Genomic DNA, 13,683 nt, shown 5'->3' with positions numbered 1-13,683 from the left:
ACTAACTTAAAAATTAGATTATTATGAAAAAATTATTTTTTATTGCTCTTGTAATTACAGGATTAGCAGCTACTACTAATGCACAATCTACAGATCAAGGAGGAGCAGGCAGACAATTTAACTTTGGTGGTATCGGAACCGGTTTATATGCTTCTTACGATTTTCCAGTAGCTAAAAACATCACAGTAAGCCCAATTGCTAAAACAAATTGGGATTTTGATTGGATGGTAATTGGAGGAAAAGGAGATTATTACTTTGATTCCCTTTTAAAATTACCTGCTGCGTGGGATGTTTATGCAGGTGTGAATCTTGGTTTCGCTCTTATTAATGATAACGGGAATGACAATCTTGACTTTGGCGCACAGGTAGGTGGTCGTTGGTGGTTTTCTGACAAATGGGCCATAAATGCTGAATTCGGTGGTGGTAAAGTTGCCACTGGAGGAATTGGAGTGAGTGTTCGACTTTAATAAGGATAATTATTATAAAAAAAAGGCTGTTTCATAATAAATGATTCAGCCTTTTTTTTTATGTATTTATTTTCATTCAACTATTACCATGAATCTGTTTCAATATTATCTTTCATAATTCGAGCTTGTTGTGTTGTTATTTGCGAATCACTCATTGCATTCTCTTCTCCAATATATACCAATACTCTAGAACCAGAATTTTCGTTGTCATTTATTGGTATTATTTCCACATACACCTTCCCATTTTTCTTATAAATACTTGAAGTTTTCGGCATCGCACTAAATAAGATTAACTTTCTGCAATCCGATGGCTCTAATCCAAGCACCTCAATAGTATTATTAATACCCCCAACAGTAACTTTTGCTTTTGTAGCTGACATATCCATTAATATGTACTTACTATGTTTCTCTTTACTTTGTAGGCCAATGTACATATTCCCATTAATACCAACTACTTTAATTTTACTTATCTCTGACAAATCAACATCTTCAATGTCGAAGTATATTTTATCCGTAATTTTATAAACTACATCATATGTGTTATTTACTCCAATCGCATCACTTACATCCACACTAGTTTCTTCTTCAACTTCTTGTTCTTCAGAATCTGTTGAATCATCAGATTCCTCTTCTTTCTGTTCACCGTCATCTAAGTTCTCTTCTTCTTGCTCCTCCTCAGAATTTTCCTCACCTTCTGAATCATCAGATTCTTCAACTGTTAATTCATCATCATTCCCTTTATCATCTTCAGATTGCAGTTCATCAAATATCTCCTCAGCATCTTCTAACAAAGAATCATCTTTTGTGCAAGCCGAAAATAAGAAACAACAAACAATAAATATGGAAACTAAAATAAATGCATTTTTAAATATATCCGAGAATTTTACATTTTTCATATCAGAGAGTTTTAAAAATTTAGATACCTAAATACATCGTTACTGCATGATACGCAACGCATTTAAATAGGTTACACAAATACTTAAAATAACCCTTGCATAGCAATAGCAACTCTAACTCCCCACATTTTAAAAGAGGTGTTTTCGAAAGAAACAAAAGCACCAACAGAACCTACCAATAGTATATCTGAGATTCCATACCCTAGTTCATTATAATTCAATATTTTTTCATTCGTCAAAAAGTGAATATATAAATTTTCATTCCATAATTTATTCTGCAAAAATGGTAGATTCTTAAGTAACAGATAAGGTGACTTATAATTTAAATGGCCCTGAATAAACCAATCATTACTACTATACTCGTAATCATTCAGCAACACAAAGCCATTGTGCCATTGCTTAAAAGAGACTGGTATTTCAGAGGTGTTAAAATGTTTGAACTCTGAAAAATGCATTTCACCTACATTAAAAAACTTTCCAATACCCAAGTCGTACTTAAAGGCGTACATAAAATTCCAATCAAGTTCTTGCCTTATTCTTAGTTCCATTAAATTGTAGTTCGACATTTCTGTATTACCAAAATCAAACGCTCCTCTATAACTTAATGTAACAGTAGGAAAATCAGAATACTGCATTACTTTTCGGCCATGTACAATTTTATAATAATTCTTAGGTGTATAATGTAGCGATGCGCTGAAACTATTACTTGATCGGGAATTAAAATATGTTGAGTCAACGTTTGAAACCACGTTATTAGGTTCATACGACCTACTAGGGTATGCTAATGCAAAATCGGTACTATTCTCAAGTTCAATATACCTAGCATGTTTTAACCCAGCTGAGAACTGCAAACCATTTACTATATCTATATCAAATGCTCCCTTTATATAATTGCCTTGATATAACTTTAAATAATTTTCTTTAAAAAAAAGCGAAGACATCGCATTAAGCAAAGGGTGTGTACCACTTTCATCATTAAAATCAGAAAACCACTGACCAGCTGACAAACTAAGAACACCTCTTTGTAACGGGGCAAAATAGTATTTATTCTCAAGCTTCCATGTGAGCTGCTCCTGTGCAAAAGCATATTTTAAATAAGGCTGAACAGTTAGGTGGTGAATTGTATCCAGTTTCCAACGGGCCTCCATTGTCTGCATATATGAAAACCCTGCCACTGAATTAAAATCAAATGCTTTAAGGTTTATGAGTCCGGGATAGCTTATTTGCAGGGCACTATCCTTTGAAAAAGAATGATTCCCTGAAATTACTTTCGAAAACAGACTCCTATTTTTATGATTATTAAAAGCTTTAGTTGTATCTCCTTCTGCTGATCTGAGAGACATATTTATTGAGTCACTCTTATTAAAGCTATTGATCTCATTATCTGATAAAGGGATTGGTCTTATCACATCCCACTGAACACTATCACGCTTCACGGTATCCTTAACTACCTTATAATTATTACCCCAGTCTTCAATTTCCAAACTCTCTTCTTTTTCCTCCTTCTTCTCCTTATTCACCAAACGAGTTAGTTTTAGCATGTCCCTATTACTTAGATCATCCTTCTGAAGTAAGGCTTCGATTTTTTTTTCATTTTTTGATAATTGAGGTATACTGTCACTCTTCTCTTCTTCCATTCCCCCATAAGCAATTAGCACAGATTCGGGAACAATCACGGCGTCATTCAACTCAATATCATGATAATCAACCGAACCACTATAATTAGCCTTTAACTTAAAACCCATCAATTTAACATCCACATCAAACAAATGACTCACAGGAAGCCACACACGTTCTTTAACCTGCTCCTGCACTTGCTTAACTTTAATGGTACCAAAAAACTGAGTATTTGATAAATTTACGGAGTGAATATTCCAGAGTTGATCTACTATATATATGTATCCTGAAAACAGCTTCTGATTTTTCCTTTTGGGAATTACCTTTATTTTATTCACATAGTAATCTCCCTGCTTAAAAAAACCGATATACTGAAACTTATAAAATGAAAATGATTTACGAGAAAGCGGACTAATTAAATCTTCATTATCTACATCGTAAAAACTATAATTTAAAAATCCCATTACCTGATCTTCGCTATCATTTGGGATGCTAGAACGCTTTGAAACTTGTATATGTTCGTACTGATTAGGGAGGGTGAACTTTATTTTATTTACCGATTCGGATACGTAATTCTGCCCTTGCTCAATACCCTCTTCTTTTAATTGCTTGCGCATAATCAGAGGAATCTTATGCATATCAAACCCTCCTTTTAAATAAACATCAGCATTATAACGTTTAACTTGCTGTTGAAAATAAGGAGCTAGACTAATTGATTTGCGCATAATTGCATAAGCAGGATCTTCCTTTCCTGAATAAACCTTTACTTCTTTAAGTCGATAATCTTGCTCTTGCAAAGTAATATCCATTTCTATATCCTCATTACTTACAACAATTTTAATCTCCTTACGGGCAAAGCCTAAAGCCTGAAAGTAAATATGATATTCGCCCTTATCTAACCTTAGGCTATATATTCCCTGGGCATTACTTGTGGTTCCGGTGGTTAATTCCTTAATATAAATAGATGCAAAAGGAATACTCTGACCGTCGATTGAAGAAATAGTTCCTGATACAGATTGCGCAGAGAATTCGGAACAAAGAAAAGCTAAAAGGAACAAAAGAAATACTCTCATAAAGTAAGTACGGTTTATAGAAAATGACTTTTAATATCTGCAAGCTCCATCATAACAAAACATACTTGCAAATTTGACTTAGGTAGAGCAAAAATAGGACAAATTATTAGCCTATTAAACAAACATATAGTGATAATCAAATAAAACATATACTAATACGTACTTCACAATGCTACACTGAACTACCAGTCAAGGCATTGAAATTTTTATTTATCTTTTTTGTAAATAAAACATGATAAAAGATAGCTTTTAGGTATTTTTACCTCCTAAATTAAAATACATATATGCCATCAATATCAAAAAGAGGAAATGATATGCCTCAATCACCAATACGAAAATTGGTACCAATATCGGAAGAAGTTAAAAGTAAAGGTATTAAAGTTTACCACCTTAACATAGGCCAACCCGACATCCACACTCCACAAGAAGCCTTGGATGCGGTGAAAAATTTTGATAGAAAAGTTGCAGCATATACTCACTCGGCAGGTATGCCAATGTATAGAAAAAAACTAACCAAATATTACAAAGAAGCCAATGTTGATATTGCTTACGATGATATAATGGTTACAACCGGAGGATCTGAAGCTTTTTTATTCGCTTTCTTTTGTTGTTTCAACCCTGGAGATGAAATAATTATACCTGAACCATTTTATGCGAACTACGCCGGATTTGCTACTGCAGCAGGTATTAACATCAAACCTATTTCTTCAAAATTTGAGGATGGATTTGCACTTCCTCCAATTGAGGAGTTTGAAAAACTGATTACCTATAAAACAAAAGGAATATTTATATGCAACCCCAATAATCCAACGGGTTATTTATATTCTCAAGAAGAGTTAAATCATTTGAGAGACATTGTTTTAAAACACGATTTATACCTTCTTTCAGATGAAGTATACCGCGAGTTTTGCTATGATGACCAAGAACACATATCAGCATTACAACTAGAAGGCATAGAAGAAAATGTTGTACTAATAGACTCTGTAAGTAAAAGATATAGCGAATGCGGTATCAGAATAGGGGCATTAGTTAGTAGAAACAAAAGTGTGATAAGCTCTGCAATGAAATTTGCTCAGGCCAGATTAAGTCCTCCCCTGTTCGGACAGTTAGCCGCTTGCGCCTCACTAGATGCATCTATTGAATATAGTGGCTATGTTTATAAGGAATATTTAGAACGTAGGAACCTGCTTGTTGAAGGATTAAATAAAATACCTGGTGTGAAATCTTTGACTCCGAAGGGAGCGTTTTACACAATGGCGAAACTACCGGTAAATGACTCCGACCATTTTTGCGAGTGGTTGTTAGGAGAGTATTCGTACAATAACGAAACCTTAATGTTAGCTCCGGGATCTGGTTTTTACCACAGCAGGTATTTGGGTAAAGATGAAGTACGAATCGCATACGTACTAAAGCAAGAAGACTTAAAAAAATCACTCATTATCCTTGAAAAAGCTCTTGAAGTTTATCCTGGAAAGAAATAATAATTCTTAAGGAATAAAAGCGCTCTAAATACTATCTTTAGGGCGTTTTTAATTTCTAAGCATGAACATCAATCTATATATTGCCAATAAAATACGAAAAGGGAAAATAACCGGTAAAAAAATAGCGGGCCCTGTCATTACCATTGCAACCCTAGGGATTATCTTAGGAGTTACAGTAATGATTTTATCCCTTACCATTGGCACGGGCTTTAAACGCGAAATTAGAAATAAGATTGTTGGTTTTGGATCGCACATTCAAATAATAAATTACGATTACAACTCTTCGTTTGAAACAAATCCTATCAGAAAGGATAGCATATTTGTTAAAGAAATTTATGAATTTGAAGGCATCAAACACATCCAAGAATTTGCTACTAAGCCCGGACTGATTAAAACGAAAGATAATATACAAGGTATTATTTTAAAAGGAACAGGCAGTGATTATGATTGGAGCTACTTGGAATCTACCATCACAGAAGGGAAACTTCCCAATTACAATACCTCTAAAACATCCAATGAAATTATCATTTCAAATACAATAGCTAAACTACTGCAACTTAATATTGGAGATAAGGTACCAATGTACTTTTTCCAGGATAAAATAAGGGCGCGTAATTTTAGAATAGCAGCAATATACGACACGCATTTAGCAGAATTTGATAAGATGTTCATGTTTGTTGACATCAGACAAATTGTTAAACTAAACAATTGGAATAACAACCAAATAACTGGTTACGAGATTACACTAAATAGTTTTGATCAATTAGAGGAACTAAGCCGAGAAATAGACATACTTGCAGCCTCTCGAATTTCGCCAGATGGTGGAATGTTACGCATTTCAAACATTCAACAACAACAACCTCAAATCTTCGGATGGCTTGGATTGTTAGATATGAACGTAGCTGTTATTATAACTTTAATAGTAATTGTTGCAGGCTTTAATATGATATCAGGCTTACTAATTATCATTCTTGAAAGAACATCAATGATTGGTATCTTAAAATCGATAGGAACACAAAATTGGAATATCAGAAAAATATTTCTTTACCTAGGTTCATTTATAATAATACGAGGAGTTTTAATTGGTAATATAATTGGGCTTACACTTTGCTTAATCCAACAGCAATTTGGCCTGTTTAAATTAAATCCAGAAAACTACTATTTAGATACCGTACCAATATACATTAATGCCTTACATATTGTGTATTTAAACATTGGCACCCTACTTGTTTCTTACTTAATGATGGTAGGACCTTCCTACTTAATTACCAAGATAACACCTGTTGAAGCCATACGCTTTGATTAAGAAGCACAGCCTAGTAACAATATTTAACAAACAAATTACCGTAGCGAGATTTTTTGGCACGAAATTTATAATACACTATATATATTTAGACAAAGGTTTAGATTAATAATAGACAAAGACAATGCAAAAAAAGCCGGTGGGGAAACCGGCTTTTTTTATGGACTTTTGTGAGATTTTTAGTAGTTTAAAACAAAACTATTAAAGCATGAATCTGAAACTCATAAAATACATTCAAGAAAAAACAAAAACAGAACTCCCTGGCAAGGCAGCACAACTCATCATGTCTCCCTCAGACAGAAACACTTCCAACCGATCATACCCAATAAATTCAGCTAAAAACAGCAGTGTACTCATCCTTTTATATCCTAAAAATGGAAGCATCTACATTCCGTTTACATTAAGGGCACAATATAAAGGGGCGCACAGCGGTCAAATTAGTTTGCCTGGAGGAAAGGTTGAAGAAACAGACAGAGACCTTGAACATACAGCCCTAAGAGAAACTTACGAAGAAATTGGAATTCATAGCAACTCCATTACAACCATAGGTTCACTAACGCCAACTTATATTCCCAATAGTAACTTTAACGTTTATCCATTTATCGCCTATTGTTCTGAGGAGCCTGAATTTAAGCCCGATAATTATGAGGTTGATGAAATTATAGAAGCTCCACTGCATCAGATTATGAATCCGAATAGTGTAAAGCAATTTGAAAAGAATATAAATGGACATGATATAACAGCGCCCTATTTTGATATAAACAAGCACCGAATATGGGGTGCAACGGCAATGATTATTAGCGAATTAAAGCAATTACTTTTGCATTACGAAGAAGAATTAATCCACTAAATTTTTGTAATGCTCGTATCGTTCAATAATTTCTTTAACATACATATATGGCTCTGCACCTCTACAGTAACCGAATTGAACAATAGGATCTTTAAAATATTTAGGATTAGATTTATTCAATAAATAGAAATCAACGTTATCAGTCCATAATTTTGGATTCTTTTTATATTTCTCAGCCAAGCGCATCGCATCAAGCACATGCCCTATCCCAACATTGTAAGAGGCCAATACAAACTTCTGTCGTTCAATAGGATCCTGAATTCTGATGGCCATTCTTTTGTCAAGCCACTTTAATAACTCAACCCCTCCTCTAATGTTTTCACCTGGTGAATACACATCATCCACCTTAAAGCGTTCTGCCGTAGCTGGCATCAATTGCATCAATCCCTTTGCTCCTGCCCAACTTTCAATTTCAGGCTCAAATCGAGATTCCTGATAAATAAGTGATGCTACTAATCGCCAATCCCAATCGAAATCATTTACTTCATTTTTTATAATATCATCGAAACGAGAAAAACTACCTCCCTTAAACGAATTAAAGCTATTGTCGACAATATGGCTTGAGCGTCTGTTGATGAAGTACTTCTTATAAATATAGCGATACCTGCGAGTTTCTTTAAAACGCAATATCCAATTATTCAATACGGATAATAAATCAGGCGAAGACTTACGTACTGCCCATGCAATTTTTTGAGGAAAACTAATGGCCATATCAATATTGATATTGCTATAGTAGTTTGTATTTACTTTAGCTACATTTTCATCGGCAATCGTATAATCTATTTCGCCTTCCGAAACCAATCCTATTAGTTGCTCAGCTTCATAGTGGGCAATTTCAACCACATTAATACTATCGCCTATTTCATCTGATAAATGATTCAAGCGCGATTTATACGCTGAGCCTTTGGGAATATAAATGGTTTTACCGGCTAAATTTAGTTGGTTGGTGATGGTCTCTTTGAATGGACTATCTGAATTTGCCTTATCAATTAAGGCATCATTACGCTGAATTAATACCTGACGCGCATAGGCATGAGGCTCTGTAAAAGTAACCAGCCTAGAACGGTCATTGGTTACCGTAAGGTTTTTGGCAATAAGATCAACATCACCCCTTCTCAAGTCGCCGAGGTTATTCTCAAAATCATTATCAACAATGAGTTCTAGCTCTAAATCAAGATTATCGCAAAAAGCATTTAACAATTCTAACTGATACCCCATGGGAGTACCTTTATAAATAAAATAGTTAATTGAATTGTAATCTGTAACAACAACTAATTTGCCACGCTTTTTTATTTCATCAAAGTCGATACTTACCTCCTCCTCATATACCTCCTCTGATTTTGCACCAGAAGGCGTACTACATGAGCTTAATGAACACAATAATACAATTACAGCAATAAGAAACCTCATAGAGAATAATTTGTTTTATAAGTACATACGAGGTAATTGGCAATAAGGTTTACAATTTTAATCATAAAAACGCCAAGTAATTCCGTACTTAATTCGCATAGGCTGATATGGATAACCCTTTGAAACGAAATAATTTTGATCCATAAAACTCTCGTTGAAGTGATCAAGTTTAAAGTAGAAGTTAGCACGTTTTAGGTGCATATTTATAAAGAAATCCATAAAGGGATAATTCCCAATTTTTTGATCACTTTGCAAATAAAACTGGCCAGTAGCCGGCATATAAGCTTTGGCGTAAAAAGCAGTATGGTAACGTACATCAACTCCAACCTGAAACTGAAGAACACGTTTTGCCAAATAGAAGTTTAGGTAATTTGAGGTAAATGCCGCGAAATCAGGCACAGGGTACAACTCTTGATTACTAGAATACTGATAGGCTAACTTATTATTACTATGGAAAGGCCCCGCCGTAAAATCTTTATTCAAGGATATTTGAAATGCACTAATTACATCTGTTGTTTGCTCAGGCATAGCATTTTGATCCCAATAAATATAATCGGTCATGGTTTTCGATTGCCACGATAATTTCATTCTTCGAGTAGGAATATTTATACCTGCCTCAAGGTTAATTGTTTTTTCTTGTTTAAAATTCTCATTCCATATAAAATGATTGGAATAGTAATTCTCTTCAAAAAATTCTGGTGTACGCAAATCAAGATATCCCTTGGCGTAAATACCTGCTGTATCTTTAAAAACACGATATAAAGAATTTATTTCTCCTGAAACATGAATATCTCCGGCCTTATACCCTTGAAAATACAAACGCCCGTCTGCATTCCACCAAAAATTATCTCCCAAATTCTTAAAAACCTGACCCCCGAAGTAGCTGGTTACTAAGGTTTCTTTTTGGTATTGATAAGTATAAACAGGGTCACCATTATCATCCTCATCTTCAATAGGAACATCTGGCATCATATACATTTTAATATCATTACCAATGTATGCTCTTAATCCAAAACGCAATAAGGAATTGGCTTCCTCATTAAATTTTATTTGGAATACATTACTTAACTTCGTATAGGTTGTACTATCCATTGTTTCGTAAGGGTTGATATAAATACTATCATAAATTGGAATCTCCCCAGCATCGTTATACTTATTTGTTAAATCATCAATATTATAACTCCTCCTATAAGTACTAGCATTCAATGTGTGATATATGGTACTCACCGGTACCGATATAGGCTCAAATGAATCGTCTTTGATAACATTACCCAAAGAATCAAGCTCCTCAGAAGCTGGTTTATTGATAGTAATACTACCAATATTATAACTATGCGATAAAAAGAAATTATAGTTTTGAACCCGATTATAAGCATCCAGATATTCAACTGGGATTTCTTCGGGTTGACTAAAATCACCATTTCCTGGATTAGGATTTGTTATATACTCATGATCTGCATTAAGTAAACCTCCACTTTCAAGGTGAAGTGCTTTATTATATAAGAAAGCCGAATGAATGGCGTATTTTTCCCCAACATAACTTGTAAAAAACTTAAAGTTACGCACATCTACATTTTGCGCATTATACATACCTTGCGTAGATAAAGTATTGTACTCAGCACCAAAATTAAAATCCTTTGTAACATTAGTACTAAAGAAAGCAGAAAAGTTCTCTTCCTTACGCCTAGCTGGCTGACCATTACGATAAGTTAATTCAGAGAAAGGTGTTTTAGTATTAAACCAAACAATATCTTCGGGTTGATTCAGCAAATATTTGATATTACTAACAAAAATAAACTCATTAAAGCTCTCTTGATTCGATAATAAATTGGAAGTAAATGGAGAACCTATATTACCTGTAGAAGTATTTGAGAAACTCTCTTTAAAAGATAAGTTATCAACATGAAAGCCTGCTAAAGTAGTATCTATAGCAACGCTATCTATAAAAGTATTATTGTCAATTAACACCCAATTTCTAAATCGGTCGTGCACATCAACCGTCTCAACTTCTTTTTCTTCTGGCTCCTCTTCAAAGCTGCCTTGAGCAAACGTTGAATTGATACTAATAAGAAACAAGAATAAATATATACAGTTTAATTTCATTGCCGACAAAGATAGAAAAACTCTTTTTTATAATGCGCTATTATCTATTTCAAATGACATATTAAGGACATCTACAATAAGATAATATTCTGATTAAATATTAAGAAATTGTGAACATATCACTTTTTGGTTAAAAAAAAAGTTTACTTTTGCGCCTTCAAATTTAAAACCTAAGCTAAAAATATTAATTTCAACGTTTTATATCCTATTTTCAAAAAAAAACACTTATGAAAAAAGCTTATTTTTTAGTATTATTTGCAGTTATTTCCCTAGTAGCAGCAAAAGCACAAAACATTCAATTACACTACGATTTCGGAGAATCAAGAAAACTTGCCACAGCAACCATTGAAATGTTTAAACCTGATAAATATGGTAGTACATTCTTTTTTGTTGACATGGACTTTGGAGGCACAAATGGTACTCCTGTAGCAGATTTTGTTGGTGAGCGCACTAACAATATGAACTTAGCCTATTTTGAGATAGCACGTGGTTTTAAATTCTGGGAAGCTCCTATTGAAATGACTGTTGAATATAACGGCGGTTTCTTAAGAGATGCTTCTGCTGGAGGTTACCCACTATCTACAGCATACTTGGCAGGACCAAGCTACACAATGAACAGCAAAGATTGGTCGAAAGTATTAACCTTTAAAGCATTATACAAACAATCGGTTAATGTTAATAACATTGAAGGTTTTGGTTACAACAACGTTCAATTTACTGCTGTTTGGGTACTTAACTTCTTCGATAACAAATTTACTGCTACTGGTTTTGCAGACTGGTGGACTGAGAAAGTTCCAGTAAATGGGGCTTACATCCCTGGCCTTAATGAAGAAACTGCAAGTTCAGTCTTCCTTACCGAACCTCAATTCTGGTATAACTTTAACAAAAACTTCTCCTTTGGTTCTGAAATTGAAATCAGCAACAACTTTGCATTAAACAAAGGCTGGATGGTAAACCCTACTGTAGCAGCAAAATATACATTTTAAATAGTATACTATGTTAGAAAAGTTTTTTCAACTGAAAAAGAACAATACCTCAATCAGAACTGAGGTAATTGCAGGTATTACCACGTTTATGACGATGGCATACATACTTGCTGTTAATCCTGATATCCTTTCTGCAACAGGAATGGACAAAAATGCACTTTTCACAGCAACTGCACTATCTGCTATTGTTGGTACATTAGTTATGGCATTAGTTGCTAAGCTTCCTTTTGCTTTAGCTCCAGGAATGGGACTAAATGCTTTCTTTGCCTTTTCCATTGTAATTGGAATGGGCCACAGTTGGCAATTTGCTTTAACGGCGGTATTCATTGAAGGTATCATCTTTATATTATTAACCATGTTTAATATTAGAGAGATGATTGTGAATGCCATTCCCATGAATTTAAAGCATTCCATCTCCACAGGTATTGGTCTGTTCATTGCTTTTATTGGTCTTAAAAATGCAGGAATTATTGTATCAAACGATGCCACTTTTGTTGCCTTAGGTAATCTTTCGTCGCCAGCAGCTTATATTGCCTTGGGTACGCTTGTTTTAATCGGTATACTTTTAGCACGTAATGTAAAAGGCGCTTTATTAATTGGTATTTTTGCTGCAACAATAGTAGGTATTCCTTTAGGTATTACAACCATTCCTGATGGAACTTTAGTTTCTCTACCGCCAAGCATTGAACCTATTGCATTTAAGTTCGACTTCCATAATATATTTACAGCTGATATGGTAATTGTATTATTCACTCTATTATTTGTGGATATGTTTGATACCATTGGTGCTTTAGTTGGTGTGGCTTCAAAAGCAAATATGTTAGATAAAAAAGGACAAGTACCTAGAGTTAAGCAAGCATTACTTGCCGATGCAATTGGTACTACAGCAGGTGCTATGTTAGGAACATCAACCGTAACAACTTATGTTGAGAGTGCTTCAGGTGTTGCTGAGGGTGGCCGTACTGGTTTAACCTCGCTTACTACTGCTGGTATGTTTTTCTTAGCTCTTTTCTTTGCGCCAGTATTCTTAATGGTTCCAGGTGCAGCTACTGCTCCGGCATTAATATTAGTAGGTTCGTTTATGATGAGTCCTATTCTGAAAGTAAACTTTGATGATTTCACAGAATCAATTCCCGTATTTTTAACGGTAATTATGATGCCACTTACCTTCAGTATTGCCGATGGTATTGTATTCGGATTATTATCATACGTTCTGTTAAAACTATTTACTGGCAAAACAAAAGAGTTAAGTCCTATTATGTACATACTAGCGATACTATTCCTCTTTAAGTTTTTCATATAGATTACTTTAGTTGAAAACTAAAATATATTAAGGCCGCCCATAAGCGGCCTTTTTTTATACCCCATAACTCACCTTAACTCAAAAACCAAGCACCTACCCTTAATTAAGCGAGTTTAAAACTTGAATAAAAGTTTTTATTTATGTTGCTTTACACACTGCTTTTAAGCTCTAACATCCGGCTTAAGCCGCAGACT

At 34.3% G+C, this 13,683-nt stretch carries 10 protein-coding genes; 6 read left to right on the top strand and 4 right to left on the bottom strand.

The genetic code is table 11. The features are described from left to right. The first annotated feature begins 23 nt into the window (after positions 1–23). Positions 24–467 carry a porin family protein gene (locus QMO11_RS10215; protein ID WP_282037146.1) on the top strand — a complete coding sequence of 148 codons (444 nt, stop codon included), beginning with the start codon at positions 24–26 and terminating at the stop codon, positions 465–467. Positions 468–550: 83 nt separating this feature from the next. Here QMO11_RS10215 and QMO11_RS10210 read toward each other — a convergent pair whose 3' ends face one another. Continuing rightward, on the bottom strand, positions 551–1,363 hold the full coding sequence (locus tag QMO11_RS10210; RefSeq protein WP_282037145.1) for a hypothetical protein: 813 nt from the start codon (positions 1,361–1,363) through the stop codon (positions 551–553). Positions 1,364–1,446: 83 nt separating this feature from the next. Continuing rightward, positions 1,447–4,053 (bottom strand): DUF5686 and carboxypeptidase regulatory-like domain-containing protein, encoded by a 2,607-nt coding sequence (locus tag QMO11_RS10205; protein WP_282037144.1) that lies wholly within the window; start codon positions 4,051–4,053, stop codon positions 1,447–1,449. A gap of 284 nt (positions 4,054–4,337) precedes the next feature. Between QMO11_RS10205 and QMO11_RS10200 the strand changes: the two genes are divergently transcribed. The 3 genes from QMO11_RS10200 to QMO11_RS10190 all read left to right on the top strand — a co-directional run bounded on the left by QMO11_RS10200 (position 4,338) and on the right by QMO11_RS10190 (position 7,687). Then, positions 4,338–5,534, top strand: a complete 1,197-nt coding sequence (locus tag QMO11_RS10200) for a pyridoxal phosphate-dependent aminotransferase (RefSeq protein ID WP_282037143.1) — start codon at positions 4,338–4,340, stop codon at positions 5,532–5,534. A 61-nt stretch (positions 5,535–5,595) separates the two neighbouring features. Next, a complete protein-coding gene (locus QMO11_RS10195; RefSeq protein WP_282037142.1) occupies positions 5,596–6,840 on the top strand; it encodes an ABC transporter permease in 1,245 nt (414 codons plus the stop codon). Positions 6,841–7,045: 205 nt separating this feature from the next. Further along, positions 7,046–7,687 carry an NUDIX hydrolase gene (locus QMO11_RS10190; RefSeq protein ID WP_282037141.1) on the top strand — a complete coding sequence of 214 codons (642 nt, stop codon included), beginning with the start codon at positions 7,046–7,048 and terminating at the stop codon, positions 7,685–7,687. Here the strand turns inward: QMO11_RS10190 and QMO11_RS10185 are convergent. Continuing rightward, entirely contained in the window at positions 7,676–9,097 is a 1,422-nt protein-coding gene (locus tag QMO11_RS10185; RefSeq protein ID WP_282037140.1) for an MltF family protein, read from the bottom strand. The genes QMO11_RS10190 and QMO11_RS10185 overlap by 12 nt on opposite strands. Before the next feature lie 57 nt (positions 9,098–9,154). Beyond that, positions 9,155–11,200: a putative porin gene (locus QMO11_RS10180; protein WP_282037138.1), complete on the bottom strand. Its 2,046-nt coding sequence runs from the start codon at positions 11,198–11,200 to the stop codon at positions 9,155–9,157. 227 nt (positions 11,201–11,427) lie between these two features. Between QMO11_RS10180 and QMO11_RS10175 the strand changes: the two genes are divergently transcribed. Further along, positions 11,428–12,186 carry a DUF5020 family protein gene (locus QMO11_RS10175; protein ID WP_282037137.1) on the top strand — a complete coding sequence of 253 codons (759 nt, stop codon included), beginning with the start codon at positions 11,428–11,430 and terminating at the stop codon, positions 12,184–12,186. A gap of 10 nt (positions 12,187–12,196) precedes the next feature. Next, the gene (locus QMO11_RS10170) at positions 12,197–13,489 is read left to right on the top strand and encodes an NCS2 family permease (RefSeq protein WP_075601630.1); all 1,293 of its coding nucleotides are present in this window, start codon (positions 12,197–12,199) and stop codon (positions 13,487–13,489) included. Positions 13,490–13,683 lie beyond the last annotated feature (194 nt).

It is taken from the genome of Saccharicrinis aurantiacus, from assembly GCF_947489045.1.
GTDB lineage: Bacteria > Bacteroidota > Bacteroidia > Bacteroidales > Marinilabiliaceae > Saccharicrinis > Saccharicrinis aurantiacus.
This window is presented reverse-complemented; position numbering and strand designations above follow the sequence as displayed.